We start from the raw sequence: 21,505 nt of genomic DNA, 5'->3' as shown, positions 1-21,505 counted from the left end.
TCCCCTCCGAATCACCATAAACGTCAGGAACTTTCGTGATCATATCTGATTTCTCCGACGCTGCGCGTGCGCGCCGCCTACGCCACGCCGCCGCGGAGCGGTCCCGGTCACGCGATACGCCGCGATATCTGCAGCTCGTCGGAAGCCTGATCGCCGTTTCGAACCCCGGCGGAATGCCGCTGCCGATTCTCCCGCCCGGTGTTCGGGTTTACGGGGGGCGGGGCCGATGACCGCCGGGGCTCCCGCTGCTGCCGAACACCTGAACCGGACCGGCCTTGGCGCAGTGCCGCCCGCATCTGGAGCCCTCCGTGAGTACCCCATGCACGGCTCACTCTGGGAGGGCCAGGCGCGGAGTTGGCATAATCCCGCGGTGAAGCTACTCGCCCAGCGAACCGGCGTCCTGACCCGGCTGGGCGAGCTGCGATCGATCGATCGCCAAATCCGGATGGCGGACGTTGAACGGTTCATGGAAGCGCATGGGATCGAGCAACCTGCGATCCCAGAGCTTCTGCCGAACCTCACGCGCGAGGAGGCCGCGGGGTTCGTCGATCAGCTGCTGGCCCATGCCCTGCATCTGATCCCGCTGATCGCCGCGGATAAAGCGCCGGCGCAGGCCGGATGGAACAGCGCTGCGGCGCTCACGCGCGAAGCGGCGATCGCGCACCTAGCGAGCGGCGGGAACCTAGGCTGGGACGTTGGCCGCAGCCGGAAAATTGTCATCGACTGCGAAGATCGCCACTCCACTGCAGCCATGATCGCTGCAGGCTACCGCCCATCGATAGCGACCGCGAACGGGATCGACCCAACCTCCCCGAAGTTTGGAGGGCGGCACTTCATCTTCGATCGCCCGGAGGAGATCTCCGATGAGCAGCTGCGCAGCAGGCTCGGGGTCGCTCTTGGCGGCGGAAAGTGCGACATCCTGGCCGCCCCTTTCGAAGAGAAAGCCGAGGCCCACACGATTCTCGGAGGGCGCGAACGGGTCGTCATCAAGCGGCATTCACGTTTCGCTATGGCACCTGGATCGCAGCTTTTCGAGGCCCGCGCAGGACGCTACGCCGCGCATGAGGAGTTCGCAGCAGGACATACGAACGGCCCTGCGCCGCAGTGGCTTTGGGGCCAGGCAGGGGCGCCCCCGCCAGCTGCCGAGCTGGCGGGAGTGTTGGTACCGGAGGTCAAGCGCGAGTACATCCCGAACCCGAACTCGGACCGGATCACGCAGGAGATTGATGGGATCGAATGGAATGAATGGCTGGCGCATTGCGGTGACATGCTGAGCTTCTTCGGCTACGACGGCGGGTGTGGCTGCGGGGTGTACACCTATCGCGACGCGACGTCAAGTCCGCGGAGCGCAATCCTTCACGACGGCTGCGAACATGGGTGGGGCGCGCACGCGTTCTCCGGCACGCTGCAGGCGGCCTGGGGCCGCGAGCACGGATCCCGGCTGCAGTTCACTGCTTTTCTGGCGGATGTTTCGGAGCGCGAGTTGGCGCGGGAATTCGGCATCGATCTGAAACGGACCCCGCTGAGCGGGTACACGCTGGAAGATCTTGGGGTCGTGCACTCCACGTCGGCGCTTGTCACCGAGTCCCCGGAGGGCACCAGGGCTGTCACTGAGGCGGGTCAGGCCGTCGCCGCCAACGGCGCTGCGTTGGAAGCGGAGATCAGGCGGATCGAAGCCCAAACCCGCTGCTGGGAGGGCGTTAAGCTCATGCGGGACGTCGATGACGCCGCTGCCTCGCGTGGCCTGCTGAACTGGGGTCTGCTCGGCGGCGTGGCGCCCCGCGTGGCGATGCACATCCCGCCCCATGTTCGCCTCGTGGGCAGCGACGGTCAGGAGGGCGGACCAGCCAGCGGGGCGGCGGTTTCGTTGTACAGCGTTTTGCTCGGCGGGCCTGAGGCCGGCAAAAGCGAAACTATGAAAATTGCCGCCGATCTCGTGCCCCTGCCGCAGGGAACAGAGGTGACCGCGGCGGGCACTGGTGAAGGGATCATGAAGACCTTCGGGAGCATGGTGGATACCCAGGGACGCAATGCCGAGCTCGAGACAGACGACGACAGCTCTGCTGCCGGTGCCGATGACTTGGATCGCTTCGCTGTGCGGCACGGCGCTTTTACTTGGCGATGGAATGCCCAGTCCGTGATGCTGTGGACAGCGGAGAGCGAGAGCTTCATGGTCGAGTTGCAGCGCCAGGGGACCAAGGCGATGGGGATCTACCGCAGCGCGTGGATGGGCGAAGAAGTCGGCACCACAGCCTCCGATATCAAGCGGCGGACCTTCATGCCCGCCCACGCTTATCGTTTCGGGGTCGGCATGGGTGCGCAACTTGATCCCGCGGCGCTGGGGCCGATCCTGGCCGGCGGCCGACTGGGCAACCCTCAGCGATTCTGTTATTTTCCGGTCGGGATCACGGAAGTGGTGGGCTTGCCTCGGATGAGCCTGCCGATCCCACCGCTCGTGCACGAGGGCACTGCGGCGCCAGCGGCGTGGGCACATGAACTCGTTCAGGGCCAGCGCCCAGCCGTATGGATCCACTGGCCGCCCGCTGCCCGGCGGGAGTTCGAGGCGGCCCGGGCTCAGCGGTGCGGAAACATCTTCGCCGCCTGGGATACCGAGGGGATCCTGGCGCGTGCCGAGGCCGATGATCCGCTGTTGGATATGCGCGGCCATGAGCTGCTTCACCAGCTCAAAATTGCGGCGGTAATGGCGCGATATGAGGGGCTGATTGATCCGACGGATGCACATTGGCTTGCAGCCGGTGCGGTGATCCGGGTCCGCGCCGCAGTGCTCAAAGCCACGGTCGCGGTGCTGGCGGCATGCGAGAAAGTTGAGCGCATCCGCACCGGCCGCGACCGCGGCGAGATCTCCGGCCATAGCCGGATCGCTGAGGCCGCCACGCAGGACGCTTTTCGGCTGGAGATTGCGCAGCGGGCCGTGAAAGCGGTGACCGTTGCCAAGGAGCCACTGTCGGAAGCTGCGATCGGCGGCAAATGGAGGGAAACGGCGCGGGCTGTTCTCCACGATGTCCTGAGGTGGTCTGTCGATCAGGGGGCGCTGCGGGTGGTCGGTAAGAACCGGAAGGGACAAGATCTCTACGCCCCGCCCCTTGCGGTGGTCGCAGCTGCCCATGCGATCGGCACTGTCGCGCCCGTCGCATAGCCGCGCAACCAACCCGCCAAGCACCCTCGCTGTGGTTTCCGCAGCAGCGGTGCTCGGTCCCGCGATTTGAATCACCGACGCCGCGGAATCTGAATCGCCGACACTCACGTCGATGATTAGAGCCCAATCACCGACACGTGTCGGTGATTCGATTTACCACCTGACCTGCTGTGATGGATAACTTTTGCCGAATCACCGACGTTTCGCCGAATCACCGACACCCCCTGTGACAGCCTCTGAAACCCCGACGATACGAAGAAGAACAACCACCTTTTTCTTGTATTTGTATCGGTTATGGGAACTTTTGCCCGCTGAGGCATCCGCTGCGTGCGGTGTCTGCCAAGGGGATGTCGGTGCTACCCCCAATTGTCGGTGATTCGACATCTTCGCAGTTCAGGGCACGTTTCGAGCGTCGGTGATTTGTCGGTGATTCACACTTGCCGTGCCGGTGATTCGGCATCACCGCAGGTCGGACTATGTTTCGATGTCGGTGATTCGCCCAGCCTTCGCGAGTCCGCTACGTCATGCCCCGTCGAGTTCCGTCTGCCCCGGCATACCGTGCTCAACTCTCTGCGGCTGGGCGAAATCGAGGTACGTTGCCCGATCGCCGGCCCATATGCGTCCTGGCAGCCGCGGCCAGGACACGGCGACGGTCGGCTTCGCGTGCGACTGATCGTTGCGCGCCACGATGCACACATTCACAGACTCGCCCGGTTCTATGGCGGCGATGGTGTCGGTCCACGACGGATCTGCGGCCTGTGCCGGCTGGCCGGCATAAGGAAGCACACCGGAATCCCCGACCCATACCCGTGACGGCAGCGCTCACCTGTCAGCTTCACATCGTGCGCGTTCCCATCGCCGTAGTTGGTGAGTCGGACCCAGGCCAGCGGCATCCAGTCGAGGCCGGTGAAGTTGCCCTCGTTCCAGCGCGTGACCCGCTTAATGTCCTCCACGGCTTCGACGGAGTGGACCAGTCGCAGGTCCGGCCTTGGCCACAGCAGCCAGAAGTTCAGGATCACGGTGACCACAGCCGCGGACGCTCCAGACGTCTGAAGGCTAGCCCACCAAGGAATCTCAGAATGCCGGGAGCCTATCGACGTGACCAGACCGGGCGGTGGAGGCTGAGGCCTAAGTCGAGCGCAGCAAGTGCCAGCGTTGCGACAGCGGCGACGTGCGCTTACGACGTGGGCGCAGAGTCGGCTACCGCTTGCGACCTGATGATGGCAACCCACCGCTGACGGTCCGAACGCTTAGCTCGCCTCCGCTGGGCGGTGGCGCAGTATGTCCCTTCACCGGAGAGACGACCGGGAGGACCGTCCCGTCATCAGCGGGGTCGAAACCTCCGGGGCAGCGGTTTTCATTATTCCACCGGATGCGACCACCCTCGCCGCGGTAGTGCGGTCCTAAGGTCCCGTCGTCGCGAATCGTCACCCTATTCCCGCATACGGTGCACACTCCACGCTGGCGACGCCTGGTCACGCAACTGACCTCGACGTCACTCATCGCTCGCTCCTTCGTGCGGGGCTCCGGTCTCGAAACCTGTTGTGAGGCAGTCCCGTTCCACCGCGGAACACTGTGCCCGCACCTCCGCCACCGTCGGCGACAACGCGTACGCGTGCTGGTGGCAGAAACCGGTCAGCTGGTGCCAGGCGTCGACGAGCACGGCGCCAGCCGGTGTGGTGTCGAGCGACTTGAGGACGGCCAGTTTTGCTCGCGCGGTTCCGACAATTACCGGGACCCCGGTCAGCGCCGAGCAGCGGGCGTCGATCAGGTCCTCCACCGCCTGCCGGGTGAGGAACGCCGCGAGTCGGGCGGAGTTGCCCACCGCCGCCCGATCCGGGGAGTCGAGGAGCGCGTCTGCGCGAGCGAGCAGGAGTTCGGCGTCGCTGGTCACCGGTTCTCCACGATGTCGCGGACCGTCTCGCGAAGGTCCCGGACGGTGCCGCGGTCGAGGATGGCGCCGTTGTGGACGCCGTTCGCGCAGATCGCCAAGGTGGGCGACCTGTGCGACCGGTAGCTCTTCCACCCCTTTATGTCGGCTGACGAGTCGCCCATGAGTGCGAGGGCCACGCACTCCTGCGTTCTCTTCGCGCTGTCCCACGCCGCGTCGGTCTCGTGGTACGTGGCACCCGCCCGGGCACGGTCGGTGAAGAACCGCTGGTGCGCCGCGGCCTCGACAGCCATCCGGAACAGACCCGGTGTCGCCTTCCGCTTCACGACGGCGTCCATGTCCTCGTCGAGGATCACGGCCATGGCGTCGGCGATGTACCGGTTCGCCGGCAGGTCGTTCTCCCTCACCACGACGATCGACCCCTGCTCCCGGGTGACGTCGAGCAGCTGGGCCGGCACCGAGCGGGCTCGGATCGCCGCGGGCAGCCGATCGTCGTGGGAGAACACGATCACCTGCCGGGTGTTCGCGAGCTCGACCAGCACGTCGAGGAAACCGCCGATCTTGGCCGGGTCCATTGCCTGGATCGGGTCGTCAAGCACCAAGAACCGGAACGGGCTCGCCGGTGTGGTGGCGCGCGGGATAAACAGCGCCAGGGCCAGCGCGTGCAGCTCGCCCTGGCTCATCACCGACAGCGCGCCGGCCGGCACCCCGTCCACGGTGGCGTCCACGGTGACGTGGCGGCGTGTGGCCGCTCCTTCGAGGGTGATGTTGCCGATGTCGACGTTGCTCTCGTGCCGCATCCGGCTCCAGATCTCACCCGCCTGCTCAACCATCGGTGCCATGCGCCGCTCCCGCAGCGTGTCCCCGCAGTTGCGCAACCACTTCACCGCCGCCTTGACCTTGCCGAGTCGGGCATCGTCGGCGCGTGCTGACTTCTCCAGCGCCACCCAGTTGATGATCGTCTCCGCGGTAGACGCCCACGCGTCCTCCAGTTCGTCCGCGTGCCCCTCCGCCTCCACCCGCAGCGCGTCCGCCGCGGCCGCGAGCTCCGCAGTGGCGGTCTCCACCTGCGCCGGCAGTTCGGCCAGGGCCCCAGGAACGGCTCGGGCGTTCGTGAGCGCCGCGTCGAAGTCCTGCAGGGTGGCGAGCTGCACCCCTTCGATCGCGGCGACGGCCTCCACGTCGGCGAAGAACCCCTCCGCCGCGGTCCGGGCCTGGTTCAGCCGCGCCGTCACCTTCCGGTGTGCCGCTGCGTCCTCATCGGCCTTCGCGAGCCGTGCCTCGGCGGCGGCGCGCCAGGTGGCATCGAGAGTCCCGGTCTCGCATACCGGACAGATCCCGTCTCCGGCGTGTACGTGCAGGCTCAGCGCGTCACGCAGCAGGTCGGCGCGCGCCACCAGCGCATTGTCGACGGCGGCAGACCCACCGGCACATTCGTCGATGGCGGCCCGCAGTTCGTTCGCGACCTGGGAGGCGGTGGACGCGGCGGGGACTTCGAGCGCGGCGATGGTCCGCAGGCGCGCGATGGTAGCCGCCTGGTCGGTCGCGGTACCCGTCGTCGTCGCGGTGATCGCCGCGAGGTCGTACGGTGCCTTCGCGGTCAACTTCTTGACCTGCTCAGCCCGTGGGTCGGCGATCCCGTCAAGGGCCTGGCGTAAGCGGGCGCGGGCCTCGGTGGCCGCCTTACGCGGCCCGCCGAGCCGCTTCTCCGCCTGCTTGAGACGGGTGTCGGCGGCACTGATCTCGTCGAGACCGAGCAGCAGGTTCAGCGCGTCGTACAGCGCGGACTGCCCCTCTTCGAAGAGCCCGCCAAGTTCGTCGTAGGACATGAGCGGCCGGTGGGTTTCGAGGGCCTGGTCCCAGCCGAGCGCGCCGACCGGGGCCTGCTTCTGGCCCTTGATCTGCGACCAGCGCTTGGCCTCGGTCAGTTTGCAGTCCGACGACCAGTCGACTCCGATAAGGGCGGTAGTGCCCGTGCGCTCGTCGTCCGACTCCATCGCGAAGTCGACCCTGATCGACGCCGGCTCACCCGCGTGCAAGTTCCGCCAGGAGGCCTCCCACTGCTGGCTCTTCTTGTTGGCCCACCGGTAGCTGGTGCCGGTCAGCGCGTATTCGAGGGCCTCGGCGAAGCTGGACTTACCCGAGCCGTTGCGGCCGCTGATCACGGTGATCCCGTGGTACGGGTTCACCTCCAGAGTCGTGCGCCGGCCGATGCCGCGGAACCCCTCCACCGTGATGGATCGGACGAATGCCCGCAGTGGTTCAGGTTCTGCCGCCGTCGCAGGTTCGGGCCGCTGCGGTGCGTTGGCGTCGCCACCCAGCTGCGCGGCGAGCTCCTCGTCGCCTCGCAGTGCCGCAGCGACGAGATAAGCGGTGTCGTCCGCCACCGCATCGTCCGCGTCTAGCAGTTGCCAGACCTCCGCCTCGACTGAATCACCGAGCCCCGCATCGTCCACTGTCACGTCCCTTTCCCAGAGGTGCACGCAGCTTCGCACACACATCCGACACAGCCGACAAGCAACGAACAAATGGCTGCGGCGGGGTGTAACCGATCCCAGGACGTCCGCGCTGGCCGCGCTGACCCATGCGCAGAGCGGCCTACATCGCCTCGAAGAACGAGCTGTCGACGGACACGTCTTCGACTTGCCGGATACGCGTGGTGACCCCCATGTCGAACTCCTTGAGCAGCTCGCACAGCCGGGCGCCGTCGATGAGGTCGAGCGGTGGTGCGCCATCGCGGGCGGCTTCGGCCTTAGCATCGGCCGTGAAAGTTCCGGTCGTAATCAGCAGGCCCTTGTCGCCGCGGCCTGCCATGGCGCCGCGGAAGTCGCGAACCGCCCCCGCTCCGACCGAGCCGACGTACCGCTTGCACTGGAAGAACACCGGGAAACTCACCAAGGAGAGCCGGTACACGCCGACCCCATCGATGCCGCCGTCGCCGGACTTGCCGGTCACCCTGGTGTTCGTGAACCCGGCCTCGCGAAGTAGTCGTTGCGCAAGCCTTTCGAACGCGGCGGGCTCCATCTTCATCACGGCGTCGAGAAGCTGGTCCCGCCACGCCTGCTCGGACGCTGCACCGCCCGGGAGTGGGTCCGGCATCTCGCCATCGCCGCCTTCGGGCTTGCGCTTGCGCTTGCGACTCTCGGCTAGGTACCTCTGCCGCAGCGGCTCGATTTCCGGTTCGGTGACAGTCCGCCCCTCGGTGGTGAGGCTCCAGACTCCCCGGCGGGAGTTGTCGGCGAGACCCATCCCCTTGAGGTAGGTCCGCGCCCAGGCCAACCGGTAGGCGATCTCGGTCCCCGGTCCATCTCCGTGCAGGGCCGACTGCTGCTCCTCCGAGAAGTTCTGCCGCTCGAGGACGCATTCGGTGATCTCGTCGATTGACCCCGAGTCGCCGAGGTCGCGCATCGCGAGGACGGTGGGCCAGAGCAGGTCCTGATACGGAGGCACAGCGGTCACAGCACCGAACTTATGCGGCGAGCGGTGGTTCATAGCCGATCGACATGCCCCGTCCGCTGTCCCCCTTCCGGCAGAGTAACCACCGGGATCGTCAATTCCCGGGAGGTTCGCGGTGATGGCACCGCAGCGAGACCGGGCGACACACTCCGCGACCAGCGGACGCCGTGTCAGGCCGGACGCATAGGCTCGTCTGACGCACGCGTCGACGGACAGGGGGCACACAGGATGGGGTCGATCCACGAGGTGATGGAGGCCTTCCGTGAGGCGCCGTCGAACTCCGAGCGCGGCACGAAGTTCGAAAAACTCATGGTGCGATACTTCGAGCTCGACCCCCTGCTGTCGCAGCAGTACGACGGCGTGTGGCGCTGGATCGACTGGCCCGGCCGACAGGGCAGGCCCGACACCGGAATCGACCTCGTGGCGCGGGAGCGGGACACCGGTGAGTACACGGCGATCCAGTGCAAGTTCTACGAGCCGACGACGACGCTCGCCAAGGAGGACATCGACTCGTTCTTCAATGAGTCGGGCAAGGAGCCGTTCACCAACCGAATCATCATCTCCACCACCGACCGGTGGAGTTCACACGCCGAGACCTCCCTCGAGAACCAGACCAAGCCGGTGCAGCGCATCGGACTGGCCGAAATCGCAGACTCACCGATCGACTGGGACGTTTCGCTCGTCGACGGTGACCTGCAGTTCGAGGTCGCCGAAGCTACCCGTCACGAGCCGCGCCCGCACCAGGCCACGGCGATCGAGAAGGTGTTCGCCGGGTTCGCGGCCGGCAACGACCGCGGCAAGCTGATCATGGCGTGCGGCACCGGGAAGACCTTCACTGCGCTGAAGATCGCCGAGCGCACCGCGGCCGAGAACGGCGGCAACGCTCGGATCCTGTTCGCGGTCCCGTCGATCTCCCTCCTCTCACAAACGCTGCGGGAGTGGACCGCGCAGACCCAATTGGACTTGCGTGCGTTCGCGGTGTGTTCAGACACGCGGGTGTCCAGGGCCGCGGAGGACATCAACGTCTACGACGTGGCAATCCCGGTGACAACGAATGCGGCGAAGCTGGCCTCGGAGATGGACCACCGCAAGCACGCCAAAGGCCTGACCGTCGTGTTCACCACCTACCAGTCGCTGCCGGTCGTCGCAGACGCCCAGAAGCTCGGCGTCGCCCCGTTCGACCTGGTGATCTGTGACGAGGCGCACCGCACCACGGGCGTCACGCTGGCGGGCGACGACGAGTCGAACTTCGTTCGGGTCCACGACGCCGACTACCTCCACGCCAGCCGACGCCTGTACATGACCGCCACCCCGCGGATCTTCGATGAGAAGGTTCGCGCCCAGGCGGAGGAGCACTCCGCCGTGCTGACCGGCATGGACAACGAGGAGGAATACGGCACCGAGTTCCACCGCCTGTCGTTCGGGGACGCCGTCGAGCGCGGACTGCTCACCGACTACAAGGTCCTGGTCCTCACCGTGGACGAGGAGATGGTCGCCGCGCCGCTGCAGGCACAGTTGGCGGGCGGAGACGGGGAACTGCGCCTCGACGACGCCACGAAGATCGTGGGCTGCTGGAACGGCCTCGCTAAGCGAGCCGGCAAGACCCCCGACGGTCAGGGCTTCGCGCCTGGCGAGGTTCCGATGCGCCGGGCAGTCGCGTTCGCCAAGGACATCGCGACCTCCAAGCAGGTCACCGACCTGTTCCCGAAAGTCGTTGACGCGTACCGCGAGATGCTCACCGGCAGCCTCGACGACGGTCACGACGTCAGCACCACGAACCTCGACCTAGCCGTGCAGGTCCGCCACGTCGACGGCACCTTCAACGCCCTCGAACGCAACCGCGAGTTGCAGTGGCTCAAAGCACCGCTGCCGGAGGACGAGTGCCGGATCCTGTCCAACGCCCGGTGCCTCTCCGAAGGCGTGGACGTACCTGCGCTGGACGCCGTGATGTTCCTGCACCCGCGCAACAGCGTCGTCGATGTCGTGCAGTCCGTGGGTCGCGTGATGCGCAAGGCCGAGGGAAAGGACTACGGGTACATCATCCTGCCGGTGGCCGTCCCGGCCGGGATCTCGCCTTCGCAGGCTCTCGGCGACAACCGGCGATTCAAGGTGGTGTGGCAGGTCCTCAACGCCCTGCGTGCCCACGACGACCGGTTCAACGCGATGGTGAACTCGATCGCCCTCAACACCGCAGACCCAGGCGCGGCGACCGGTCAGGGATCGGATCGGCTCCTCGGCGGTCACATTGGACCCACCACCGACAACCGGGAGACGTTCGGCGCCGAGGGATCGACCACTACCACGGAGGGCAGCGCTGACCCCGCCGACCCGGCTGCGGGCGTCGCCGACGGTGACGGGTCTGGCGGTGGCGGCCTCGCGCAGCAGATGGCCCTGTTCTCCCTGTCGGAGTGGCAGGAGGCGATCTACACCCGCATCGTCGACAAGGTCGGCACCCGCACCTACTGGGAGGACTGGGCCAAGGACGTCGCGGACATCGCCGCGGCCCTCATCACCCGGATCGGCGCGCTGCTCGACGGCGCCGACAAGAAGATCGCCACCGCGTTCGACCGGTTCCTGCAGGGCCTGCGCGACAACCTGAACGACTCGATCAGTCGCGACGACGCGATCTCGATGCTCGCGCAGCACCTCATCACCGCGCCGGTCTTCGACGCCCTGTTCGCCGGCCACGAGTTCGCGGCACACAACCCGGTGTCGAGGACCATGCAGGCGATGGTCGACCAGCTCGGCGGCGCGGGACTGGAAGCCGAGACCGCACACCTGGAAGGCTTCTACGACTCTGTGAGGATCCGCGCGTCGGAGGTGGCCACCGCGGACGGCAAGCAGCGGGTGATCGCAGAACTGTACGAGAAGTTCTTCAAGATCGGCTTCGCCAAGCAGGCCGAGGCCCTGGGCGTGGTCTACACCCCGGTCGAGATCGTCGACTTCATCCTGCGCGCCGCCGATCACGCGTCGCGGGAGGCCTTCGGCCGCGGCCTCACGGATGAAGGCGTCCACGTACTGGACCCGTTCACCGGCACCGGCACGTTCATGACACGACTACTGCAGTCCGGGCTGGTCAAGCGAGCCGACCTGGAGCGGAAGTACACGGGTGAGCTGCACGCGAACGAGATCATGCTGCTCGCGTACTACATCGCAGCGGTGAACATCGAGACCACGTACCACGCGCTCACCGAGACGGAGTACGCCCCGTTCGAGGGGATCGTACTCGCGGACACCTTCCAGATCACCGAAGACGGCGACTCCATGGACACGGAGATGTTCCCGCAGAACAACTCCCGGATCGTCAAGCAGCTCGCTGCCCCTATCCACGTCATCGTCAGTAACCCGCCCTATTCAGCTGGGCAGGAGTCGGCGAACGACCTCAACGCCAACCTCAAGTACCCGACGCTGGACAGGAGGATCGCGGACACGTACGCGAAGCGTTCGACGGCGACCTTGAAGAACAGCCTCTACGACTCTTACTTACGGGCATTCCGATGGGCCACCGACCGGGTCGGGGACCACGGCGTCGTCGCGTACGTCTCCAACGGCGGCTGGGTCGACGGCAACACCGCCGACGGCGTCCGGCTGTCCCTGGCCGACGAGTACAGCCGCGTTTACGTCTACAACCTCCGCGGAAACCAGCGCACCGCCGGTGAACTGTCGCGGAAGGAGGGCGGCAAGGTGTTCGGCTCCGGTAGCCGCAACACCGTAGCCATCTTCATCGGCGTGAAGGACCCCGCACACACGGGGCCTTGCGAGGTCCAGTACCGGGACATAGGCGACTACCTGACCCGAGAGCGGAAACTGGAAGTCGTCGCGGCGGGAGAACTCGAATCCGTTGAGTGGCAACCGATCACACCGAACGAGCACGGTGACTGGGTCAGCCAACGCAGCGACGACTTCTCAGCGTGGCCGGTGATCGGTGACCGCAACCAGGTGCCGACGGTCTTCGCGGCGTACTCGGGCGGACTCAAGACGAATCGCGACACGTGGTGCTACAACTTTTCCCAGGTCGCCCTCGTGGAACGCCTGAGCGGAATGGTCGAGTTCTATAACGGGCAGTGCAAGACCTTCGCCGCGGCGACTGCCTCCATGACCCCGACCGAACGGAAGCAGATCGTCGACAGTCTCATCGACGCGGATTCGACCAAGATCTCGTGGAGCAGCGGACTGAAAGATCAGCTGCTGCGCGGAACCCATGTCGACTTCCACCCCGAACACGTGATCGACGGCGCATACCGACCTTTCCAGCGTCAGCGGGCGTACTTCGATAGCAACCTCAACGACCGCCGCGGGCAACTTCCGACGATGTTCCCGACGCCGAACCACCAGAACGTCGGCATCGTGTTGACCGGCCCGGCGTCGCACTTCGAGTTCACGCCATTCATCACAGACCTGCTGCCCAACCTGCACCTGCTCGACACGGGTCAGTTCTTCCCACGCTGGACGTACACATCGGCTGATGCCGAGGGCGCGCTGGACCTGGAGACCAGCGGCGGGGAGCCGGACGAGTACGGGTACAGACGCGTCGACAACATCACCGACGGCATCTTGTCCCTGTTCCAGGAGGCCATGGGCGACCAGGTCACCAAGGACGAGATCTTCTTCTACGTGTACGGACTGCTGCACGATCCGCTGTACCGCGAGACCTACGCGGCGGACTTGAAGAAGATGTTGCCGCACATCCCGACGCCGGACTCCCGCGCGCGATTCGAGCAGCTCGCCTCGGCTGGGCGTGCCCTGTCGGAGCTGCACGTCGGCTACGAGAACGTTGAACCCTGCCCCGTCGACGTGCAGCTCAAGCCCGGCACCCACCCCGCGGACCGGGAGACGTGGCGGGTCTCGAAGATGAAGTGGGGCAAGAAGAAGGATCCCGAGACCGGCAAGAACGTTGACGACCACACGACGCTGATCTACAACCCGAAGGTCACCATCGCCGGCATCCCAGAGGAGGCCGAGCGGTACATGCTCGGCCCCCGCTCTGCAATCTCCTGGGTCATCGACCGCTACCAGGTCAAGACCGATAAGCCGTCGGGCATCAAGAACGACCCGAACGACTGGTGCGACGAGCATGACGACCCGCGGTACATCGTCGACCTGATCGCGAAGGTCACGACGGTGGCGGTGGAGACGATGAAGATTGTGGACAGCTTGGCCGAGAGTGCGGATGGCTGACGTCGCAACAGCCCTCGTCTCCGGTGGCGTCGGTCTCATCGGTGCGCTCATCGGTGCATTCAGCGCCCAGCTCGCGTCACGCAGAACGCGGGAGGCGGACCGCCGGAAGCGGTGCGTGGACCGCGTCCTGGCGGCGATCACCCAGCTGGACAAGGCGTACGCCGAGTATGTGACCGCGGCGGCAAACTCACCGGACGACCCGAAGGTTCTGCTGCCGTTGCACGGATCCCTCCGCGCGTACAACCAGGCAGTACAGCTGCTGCATATCCCGCAGCTGCGAGACGCCGGGACGCACTACCGGGACCAGATGACCGAGTTCTATCTGATGTTCGGCCAGCCGCGCGATCCACTGGACACAGACCGCGCGGTTCCGACACTGCAAGAACTGAACGACGAGCACGCTTCCCTAGCGGAGAAGCTGCGCAACTACGAGAGGACCTGAAGCCGATCGGCGACGCCGTACACCTCGGCGCGCTCACGCAGGTAGGTAATGAACTCCTGGTCGGAGACGCTCGTGACCTCGAGGAGCTCCGCCTTCCGGTCCACTAGGATCGTACGGACGATCTCATCTGCGAACGACGCCGCCGCCGCGATCAGCGACTCGCAGTGCAGTTGCACCGCGCTGCCGGTCAGGTCGTTGGGAAGTTCGACAAGGAGCTGCTGTGCACGGGGACGGGATCCGGCCAGCGCCGGCGCTTCGAGTGAAACCGTCACGTCGACACCTCCCTCAGCTCAGGTTTGAACCCAGCGTAGATCACCGTTCCCGGGAAGGCAGCGGATACCTCTTGACACGCGAGAGCGCCACCCGAACTCCGACCGGCGCCGGTACCGCTCCAGGCGCGCAGATGGCCCTTGTGCCGCTTGACGCGTTGTAGCAGGTCATCCAGCCCGGTACCCCGGCCCAACTGCCCGGTGCCCGATACCGAGCGCTGAAACGCCTTCTCGATGGCGTCGACCGGGCCGGCCACCTCGTTGTGCCGTCGGAGGGTGCGCTCAAGTCCGTGCCCGGCGTCGGCCACGGCGAAGGTGATCATGCCGTCCTTGTTCGGCATGACCTGCATCGCCGCCCACCCGCCTTCAACCCCGCTGTGTTCGGCGACGTTGCTGAGCACCTCGGAGACGCCCTTGAAGAACGACTTCGTGTCTTTGTCGCTACCGCCGGCGTCCTGGTGCGCACGGAACACTGTCTCGGCGAACTCGTCGCTGCTCGCAGCATCGAACCGCTGCAGCTCGTACAGGCGGTCGCCGGTATCCCACTCGTTCACCTTCGGCAGGGCGACGTTCGGGCAGAAGGGTCCCAGGCACTCGGCTAGGTGCATGCGCGCGATGTAGTTGCGGACGCTCTGATCCTGGGGTGGCACGAACTCGACCGCCAGGCCTGAGGCCGCGGCGTCCTCCGCCACCGCCGCGATGGTCGTCAGGGTCATGGGATCGACGAACCGGACGAGAGACAGATCGATCAACACCGAATCGGCGTCCGCCGGGGTCGCCGAACTCCACGAAGCTAACGTGGCGGCCGTAAGGGGCCGCAACTGCTTGATCGTCGGTGGCGGGCGGAGATTCACCGGTCGATCATGGCATCGAGTACCGACACATCTAGCTTCCCCGCGCCGCGCATCGCTGCGGGCGTAACCCCTCCTGACACCATCACCGCATGGACCCCGTCTCGACGCACCAGCCGTGTCGGTGGCCCCGACTACCGTCACCGGCATGACCTCAATCGACCCCGCAGTGGACGAGCGGATGCAGCGCTCGTACGACATTGCCCGTCGCGCCAACATGTTTCGGATCTACCGCGCGGCCGGTGTGATGCAGGGCTACCTCAACGCCGCCGTGGTGTACGACAACGCCTTCACCCCGGAGGTGGAGACCGCCGCCGCCGCGCTGAAACGGCTTCTGCCGTGCGCACACGAGCGGTCAACCGGTGACCTGCACCGCGCCGGCACACCAGAGGCCCAAGAACTCATGGAGGCGGTGATGGCGTCGGTGGCGGACTGGGACACCGAGATGCGCCGCGGCCCGGACGACGAGGACGAATAGGAGCCCGCGATGGCCAAGGCGACGAAGAAGTTCAACAAGCGGGAATGGGTGGTGCACCCGAACCGGTCGGAGATCGGACCCGACGAGCCGGGCCGAAACGGGCACTTCCGGTCGGTGAGCCGACCACCGCGACCTTGGCCGAAGCTGAGTGGGTGCATGGTCCGGGTCGAGCTGCCGGGCGAGCTGGCCCATGTCGCAGACCCCGACGGGTCGCTGACTTTCGGCGGCGGCGATGACTGGGGCTTCGCCGTGGGTGCCGCGCGTACTTTCGCCCGCACCTACACCAACGTCGATTTGCCGAACCCGTACGGGTTCAAGCGGGATGGGCGCTGGTTCTGGTGGGACGGCAGCATCACCGACGAGTCGAGATTCGACGGGCCGGACGCGCCGCGCTACGTGCAGGAGTTCTTCGAGCGGCTGTTCCCCGGCCTGGCGATCACGGTGATGGACCTGCGACACCCGGCCGCCGACGCCGCCGACGTATGAGCGACCCTGTCCGCGTGGACAACGTCGCCGACCAGATCGCGCAGCTCCCCGTCAACGTCTTCCATGGCACCCGCGTCTCGATGGCGGAGCGCATCATGCGCGGCGGATTCGCGCCGCTGAGTGTGGCGGAGCAGATCGAGGCCGTGGCCGTCGCGCACGACGTGCCGGTCGAGGCCCTGATGGACGACCTGACCGCGTACAACAGATTCGCGGTGGTAGACCAGCGACCGGACACCGTGTTCGTGACCGGACACCCGGTGAAGGCCGGCAGCTGGGCCGACCGCGCACCGGAGGCCACCTGGGAGGCGCTGTGGGCCGTCTACCGCATCCGCCACCCGGAGATCGGCTGGTACTGGAACTCATCGCAACAGGGCCACCTGTGGGTGCAAGCGCAGCGCCTGGCCGACCCGCCCGCTCTGCTTCTCGCGACCGCACCACTGGGGGCGCTGCGGGATCGGGGCGACGGCAGGACCGCGGCTGACCTGTTCGCCGACGTGGCGGAGGCCGCCGACCTGGACGAGGCGCTCGAGACGGCCCAGTGGCTGTTCCGCGTCACTCCGGAGTGGCTGGTCGCACCGGCAGACATCACCGCCCGCGGCCACATGCCGGTCCCGATGCGGGTGGAACACCCCCTGGCGTACTTCATGTCCGGAGAGACGAGCGAAAGTTTCGGCGAGCAGCTGCGCTCGGACTTCTGGGGCGAACCCGGCGCGGTCACCGACGGGGATGATCCGTGGCACCCGTTCGACCAGGTGTGGGCGCGGCTCAGCGTTGACCGGCAAGTCGAGCTGGAGGAGCTGGTCGGGGTCCCGGTCACGTCACTGCTCGCCGCCGCGGCGGACGAGGTTGTCGAACTGGTGGCCGAGTCCTAACCCGCCGCCTGTTGCAGAGTTCCTGCTCGGACTCCTCTGTGGTCGCCTCCGCCCGTCCGACACAACAGCCGATGCCACTACCGCTCCGCAGTCGGGCAAACCTCTGCCTACCGCACCAGGGCCGGCCGATCCAGAGCCTGTGTGTGCTCGTACGTCACGATTAGACGTGCCCGGTGCCCGGTTCGTTCCATCCGCAAACGGTCTTGAGCCCGCCGCCCATAGCGACCACGACACGTTTGCCATTTCATCCGCGCCTGCCGCCGACCGACCCTCACGGCGTGTATGGATCGCGCGGCGCGGCGGCCACCATGTCCCACTCGCCCCGGCCTCGGCACAAGCCGCCGACCAATCCAAACCCAGAGCTTGCAGCAAAACATGACTGGAGCAATGCATCCCTTATCGCGCGTTGTATCGCAGCTTGTAGGCATGCTGGTAGCGCCACCCGTATCGCCGGTTGTAGCGCGCCGTGTATCGCGAGCTGTAGCCCAAGCCACGTGTCGCAGAAACATCTCCTACGCATGCGCGTTGCTGATGTATACCGTGCCCCCGGTTCGGCGCATTTTCGCGCGCCTCTGGATGGGCCGCTGTATCGCATCCACGTGACGCGCCTACCGGCGCCTAACCAACACATCCGGGGCAAACATCAGCGACTTCCCGCCGACCGGTGTGGCGACAGCGCGCATACCCAATGCGGGTTGCCATCCACATTCGGAGTTTGCGACCGCCCACCGAAACCCACAACGGGCCCGGCTCAGTTCCGGGGCAGACTGTATTTTGCTATCGAATCTGGCGCGGGACGCGAACGCGCGGTGTCAGTCATCTACTGGCGCCGGTTTGTTGGTTGTCTCACCACCGCTACCGACAAATGCCCGACTCGATACACCTGGATACCGGCATCGCCGATCAGATTTCCCGGCAAACCCACGCGCTTGGGCTTCGGTGTATGGGTAGCGCGCGGTTTCACACGAGCCACACCACCGCCGTGAGAAGGTGTGCCCCCATCGGCAGGACGACGCATTTCCACTCATATCCTCGCAAGCCAGTCTCGGCTCAGCCTGACTGACCGCATCCGTCCCCGCAGAAATCGATAGCGCTCCCGCGTCCGAAATCACCGTCGGGAACCACCGATTCCGTCCTGTAGCGTGAGCATTCAATTGTGGGGTTCGTGGGGGACGACATGGCGGATGAGCTGCACGTCGACGTGGACGGTCTGCGCCGCGGGGCCGCCGGCAGCGGTGCCCTCGCCGCCGGACTGACCGCCGGCACCGACGCCGCCGCCCCGGGCACCACCCACGCCAGCGCCGCCGGTGTAGCCGCCATGGACGCCGCGATCACCGGGACCGCGACCCGCCACTCGAACCGCATCGGCGGCCAGGCCGACACCCTCGGCTCCGGCGCCACCGCCTTCCAGGAGACCGACGACGGTGGCGGCCAAGCCATCACCACGGTGAGCGTGTGAGCGCGGTTCCGGCCGCCGCGGACGAGGAACTGCCCACCCGGTCGGGCATCGAGAACTGGCCCACCCAGCACCTCGACGACGCCGCGGACAGGTGGGACGCGAAGGCCACCACGTCGGTCGCCACGTTCGAGCAGCACCACCGCAACGTCGTCTCCCCCGGCGGCACCGAGTGGACGGGCCTCGCGAACGAGGCGGCCGTGAACCGGGTGACCGGTGACCTGGGAGTGGTGCGCCACCACGCCGAGGTGAAGACCGAAGCCGCGAAGCAGGCACGCACCGGCGCCGAGGACATCCGCGCGGTGAAGAAGCTGGTGGCCGAAGCGCTCAGCGAGGCGGAGCAGGACGGCTTCACCGTGGCCGACGACCTGTCGGTGACCGACGCCCGCAAGTACGACATCGACACCGTCCTCGAGCGGAACAAGGCCGCGAAGGAGCACGCCGAGTTCATCCGGTTCCGGGCCGCGCAACTCGTCGCTGCCGACAAGCTCGTCGGGAAGCAGCTGACGGCGAAAGCCGCTGAGCTGCAAGGGATCAAGTTCCACGGCGAGGGCGACGAGCACGGCGCGCACGTGCAGTTGGTGGACAACAAGACCACCGCGGCCGGCGACGGAAAGGGCAAGCCTGGCGAGAAACCGGGTGAGAAGCCTTCGGGTGCAGACGATCCCAACGGGCTCGCAGCGCTCATGCTCCCACCGGAGAAGCCGGACGGCGCCGCACAACCCAAGCCGGCTGACAAGCCGAACGCGATGGATCTGATCGAGGCTGCACGGGAGCACCAGAAGGACACCGCCACGCACCCGAAGTCGGTGCAGGACATGCTTCTGCCTGCCGGTCCACCCAGCGCGGCGGGGCCGGGTGCGCCGCCGAAATTCGACCCGAACACCCCCGAGGGGAAGGCCGGCCTCGCCGCCGCGCGCCAAGTGCTGCTGAACGATCCCACGGTGCCTCGGGCCGAGGTCGATCAACGCCTGGCCGCGATGGCGGCCAATGCGCAGAAGCCACTGCCACTGCAGCCGCCAACGGGACAGGAACCCGGCCCGAAGCCCCCGCTGCCCGGCTGGGGACAACGGCTCGGTGACGGGTTCAACGACTTCACCAACAACATGCACGAAGGGTTCTACGCCCAAGGGCGCGAAACCCTCGACGGGATCGAGAACCTCACCGGCACTGGCGGACCCGGGCACCCCGGCGTCGCCGACTCCTGGAAGCAACTCGCCCAGGGCACCGTCGACGACGTCCGCAACGACCCGCTGCGCTGGAACGCCGCCCAGCGCGAGGCGCAGGAGATGGTCGACAATCCCGGCCGCTACGCGGGCAAGATGCTCTTCGACGGCACCGCTGCTGCGGCGACGGCGCCCCTGGGCGGTGAAGGCACAGTCGCGCGCGGCGCGCTGGACGAAACCGTCGAGCGCGGCCTCCAGCACGAGGTCACCCACGGCCCCGTGGGCCGTGACCCTGTGCCCGATGCTCCCAGCCCACCGGTGGACGTTCCGCACAGCGGTGACCACGGGCTGATCGGACACGGCGGTGATGCCGCTCCGCCGGCTTCGACTGACCACTCACCGTCGACTGGGCACCTACCGGAGACCGGAGACCCCGGCTCTTTCGGCTACGACGGCGACGGCAACCGACTGCCCTACGCCAACCACCGGCCCGACTACGGGCCGACCCAAGTCCCGGACGTCTGGAATCAGTCACACGACGCACAGCTGGGCCAGATCGACCGCGGCGAACTCAACCTGCCGCGTCCCGGCCCCGACCAGCAATGGGTTCAGCTGCACCCCAACGGACCGACCGGGGATGATTGGACCGTGCAAGACGGACACCGCCTCATCGAGTGGCAGCCTGGTGACCCGCGCAAGGGGCTGTGGGACATGGGTCACGTCGAAGGTCGGGAGTATGCGACCCTCCGCGAGCGGTACCTTCACGGAGACATCACGTTCGAGGAGTTCATTCAGCAATACCGAGACCCCGAGAATTATGGAGTCCAAGACCCGTACAGGAATCGATCACACATCGATGAGAGACCGTGACAGGCGGAAGAGAGAACAGATGCCGAGCCTGATCTACGCCGCGAGCACATGCTCCTACGCGGACTTCCTGCAGGTGTACAGACCAGCGGATGCGCCCCATCTCGACAGCAGCGGGCGCACCCTGCTGTTCGAGTCCGTCACCAATAAGGACATACAGGCACGGGTAGCGATCACGAATCGCTTGCTCGATGACGGAGCCGATCCAGCAGTCGTTTCTCGGGGGATCAATGTCTTGCACGTCCTGTTCGGCACTCGCCGGCATGAGACGGAACTCGAAGCGCCGATGCTGCGACGCCTCATCGACGGGGGCGCCGACATCAACCAGGTGTCCAAGCGTTCGGGGCCACCGCTGGCGGTCCTCATCGAACACGGGCCGAGCCCCGAAGTCGAGCGTGTCCCGTTCTACGACGTGATCTTCGACCAGCCGAACCTCGACCTGTCGGCACCGTGCCTTCGCGGCACCCTCCACGATCTGATCTTCGACTCGGTGTGGAACTTCCCGATCCTGCGCGAGCGAGCCGCCGCGTACGAAGCGGCACGGAGTACCGCGTAGATGCCGGACTACATCGAGTTCATCCCGAAGTCCGGGGCCTGCCTGGCGACCAAGAACGTCATGGAGCGTCGCGGGAAGGTGCGCTGGATGGTGCGGGTCGCGTCCACGGGCGGTGCCGACAACGGCTGGCAGATCTCCAGCCACATCGACACCGCCGAGTACCTCAACGATCAGAGCAACTGGCAGATCGTCGCGTTCAACGACGTGTGCAACATCGAGCCCGCGCTGATCGGCATCTACGACTTCCCGGTCGGGTCCGACCTGCAGATCGTGCGAGACGAACGTGGCATCACCATCTACGACACCCCGACGGGGCGACAGATACCCGTCGAGGAGTTCTACGTCCCGCCTCAGTTCCGGGGCCGGCCGCAGTGACCGTC

Annotated in this window: 16 protein-coding genes; 10 read left to right on the top strand and 6 right to left on the bottom strand. The window is 66.5% G+C overall.

The annotated features are described in order from the left end of the window. The first annotated feature begins 226 nt into the window (after window positions 1-226). Entirely contained in the window at window positions 227-3,157 is a 2,931-nt protein-coding gene (locus M2432_RS15675; protein ID WP_280827734.1) for a bifunctional DNA primase/polymerase, read from the top strand. 716 nt (window positions 3,158-3,873) lie between these two features. Here the strand turns inward: M2432_RS15675 and M2432_RS15670 are convergent. The 4 genes from M2432_RS15670 to M2432_RS15655 all read right to left on the bottom strand — a co-directional run bounded on the left by M2432_RS15670 (window position 3,874) and on the right by M2432_RS15655 (window position 8,540). Continuing rightward, window positions 3,874-4,185: a hypothetical protein gene (locus M2432_RS15670; protein ID WP_280827733.1), complete on the bottom strand. Its 312-nt coding sequence runs from the start codon at window positions 4,183-4,185 to the stop codon at window positions 3,874-3,876. 467 nt (window positions 4,186-4,652) lie between these two features. Further along, window positions 4,653-5,051, bottom strand: a complete 399-nt coding sequence (locus M2432_RS15665; protein ID WP_280827732.1) for a hypothetical protein — start codon at window positions 5,049-5,051, stop codon at window positions 4,653-4,655. Continuing rightward, on the bottom strand, window positions 5,048-7,510 hold the full coding sequence (locus tag M2432_RS15660) for an AAA family ATPase (RefSeq protein ID WP_280827731.1): 2,463 nt from the start codon (window positions 7,508-7,510) through the stop codon (window positions 5,048-5,050). Before M2432_RS15660 ends, M2432_RS15665 begins: the two co-directional genes overlap by 4 nt. Before the next feature lie 136 nt (window positions 7,511-7,646). Next, window positions 7,647-8,540 (bottom strand): restriction endonuclease, encoded by an 894-nt coding sequence (locus M2432_RS15655; RefSeq protein WP_280827730.1) that lies wholly within the window; start codon window positions 8,538-8,540, stop codon window positions 7,647-7,649. A 192-nt stretch (window positions 8,541-8,732) separates the two neighbouring features. Here M2432_RS15655 and M2432_RS15650 point away from each other — a divergent pair, with 192 nt between their 5' ends. Both M2432_RS15650 and M2432_RS15645 read left to right on the top strand, forming a co-directional pair. Continuing rightward, entirely contained in the window at window positions 8,733-13,682 is a 4,950-nt protein-coding gene (locus M2432_RS15650) for a DEAD/DEAH box helicase (protein ID WP_280827729.1), read from the top strand. Continuing rightward, window positions 13,675-14,124 (top strand): hypothetical protein, encoded by a 450-nt coding sequence (locus M2432_RS15645; RefSeq protein ID WP_280827728.1) that lies wholly within the window; start codon window positions 13,675-13,677, stop codon window positions 14,122-14,124. The genes M2432_RS15650 and M2432_RS15645 overlap by 8 nt, the downstream gene beginning before the upstream one ends. Here the strand turns inward: M2432_RS15645 and M2432_RS15640 are convergent. Together M2432_RS15640 and M2432_RS15635 are read right to left on the bottom strand one after the other, a co-directional pair. Further along, window positions 14,109-14,396, bottom strand: a complete 288-nt coding sequence (locus M2432_RS15640; protein ID WP_280827727.1) for a hypothetical protein — start codon at window positions 14,394-14,396, stop codon at window positions 14,109-14,111. The two genes, M2432_RS15645 and M2432_RS15640, sit on opposite strands and share 16 nt — an antisense overlap. Then, window positions 14,393-15,247 carry an ATP-binding protein gene (locus M2432_RS15635; protein ID WP_280827726.1) on the bottom strand — a complete coding sequence of 285 codons (855 nt, stop codon included), beginning with the start codon at window positions 15,245-15,247 and terminating at the stop codon, window positions 14,393-14,395. The genes M2432_RS15640 and M2432_RS15635 overlap by 4 nt, the downstream gene beginning before the upstream one ends. Window positions 15,248-15,392: 145 nt before the next feature. On the opposite strand from M2432_RS15635, the gene M2432_RS15630 reads away from it, so the two are divergent. The 7 genes from M2432_RS15630 (at window position 15,393) to M2432_RS15600 (ending at window position 21,500) form a co-directional block, all read left to right on the top strand. Further along, window positions 15,393-15,722 (top strand): hypothetical protein, encoded by a 330-nt coding sequence (locus M2432_RS15630; RefSeq protein WP_280827725.1) that lies wholly within the window; start codon window positions 15,393-15,395, stop codon window positions 15,720-15,722. 9 nt (window positions 15,723-15,731) lie between these two features. Further along, on the top strand, window positions 15,732-16,208 hold the full coding sequence (locus M2432_RS15625) for a hypothetical protein (RefSeq protein WP_280827724.1): 477 nt from the start codon (window positions 15,732-15,734) through the stop codon (window positions 16,206-16,208). Further along, window positions 16,205-17,080, top strand: coding sequence for a hypothetical protein (locus tag M2432_RS15620; RefSeq protein WP_280827723.1), 876 nt, complete (start codon window positions 16,205-16,207; stop codon window positions 17,078-17,080). Before M2432_RS15625 ends, M2432_RS15620 begins: the two co-directional genes overlap by 4 nt. A gap of 1,156 nt (window positions 17,081-18,236) precedes the next feature. Further along, complete coding sequence (locus M2432_RS15615) at window positions 18,237-18,539, top strand: type VII secretion target (protein WP_280827722.1); 303 nt, start codon at window positions 18,237-18,239, stop codon at window positions 18,537-18,539. Beyond that, on the top strand, window positions 18,536-20,572 hold the full coding sequence (locus tag M2432_RS15610) for an HNH/ENDO VII family nuclease (RefSeq protein WP_280827721.1): 2,037 nt from the start codon (window positions 18,536-18,538) through the stop codon (window positions 20,570-20,572). Before M2432_RS15615 ends, M2432_RS15610 begins: the two co-directional genes overlap by 4 nt. A 19-nt stretch (window positions 20,573-20,591) precedes the next feature. After that, complete coding sequence (locus M2432_RS15605) at window positions 20,592-21,125, top strand: hypothetical protein (protein ID WP_280827720.1); 534 nt, start codon at window positions 20,592-20,594, stop codon at window positions 21,123-21,125. Further along, window positions 21,126-21,500, top strand: coding sequence for a DUF2185 domain-containing protein (locus tag M2432_RS15600; protein ID WP_280827719.1), 375 nt, complete (start codon window positions 21,126-21,128; stop codon window positions 21,498-21,500). Window positions 21,501-21,505: the final 5 nt, after the last annotated feature.

It is taken from the genome of Mycobacterium sp. OTB74 (assembly GCF_029892685.1).
In the GTDB taxonomy this organism is placed as follows: Bacteria; Actinomycetota; Actinomycetes; order Mycobacteriales; family Mycobacteriaceae; genus Mycobacterium.
The sequence above is the reverse complement of the archived record's forward strand: the minus strand, read 5'-3'. Positions and strand labels throughout refer to the sequence as shown.

Bases quoted from the DNA above. Each gene is read 5' to 3' on its own strand.
- M2432_RS15675 (WP_280827734.1), top strand. From the start codon at position 227: ATGACCGCCGGGGCTCCCGCTGCTGCCGAACACCTGAACCGGACCGGC.
- M2432_RS15655 (WP_280827730.1), bottom strand. From the start codon at position 8,540: ATGAACCACCGCTCGCCGCATAAGTTCGGTGCTGTGACCGCTGTGCCT.
- M2432_RS15650 (WP_280827729.1), top strand. From the start codon at position 8,733: ATGGGGTCGATCCACGAGGTGATGGAGGCCTTCCGTGAGGCGCCGTCG.
- M2432_RS15645 (WP_280827728.1), top strand. From the start codon at position 13,675: ATGGCTGACGTCGCAACAGCCCTCGTCTCCGGTGGCGTCGGTCTCATC.
- M2432_RS15630 (WP_280827725.1), top strand. From the start codon at position 15,393: ATGACCTCAATCGACCCCGCAGTGGACGAGCGGATGCAGCGCTCGTAC.
- M2432_RS15625 (WP_280827724.1), top strand. From the start codon at position 15,732: ATGGCCAAGGCGACGAAGAAGTTCAACAAGCGGGAATGGGTGGTGCAC.
- M2432_RS15620 (WP_280827723.1), top strand. From the start codon at position 16,205: ATGAGCGACCCTGTCCGCGTGGACAACGTCGCCGACCAGATCGCGCAG.
- M2432_RS15605 (WP_280827720.1), top strand. From the start codon at position 20,592: ATGCCGAGCCTGATCTACGCCGCGAGCACATGCTCCTACGCGGACTTC.
- M2432_RS15600 (WP_280827719.1), top strand. From the start codon at position 21,126: ATGCCGGACTACATCGAGTTCATCCCGAAGTCCGGGGCCTGCCTGGCG.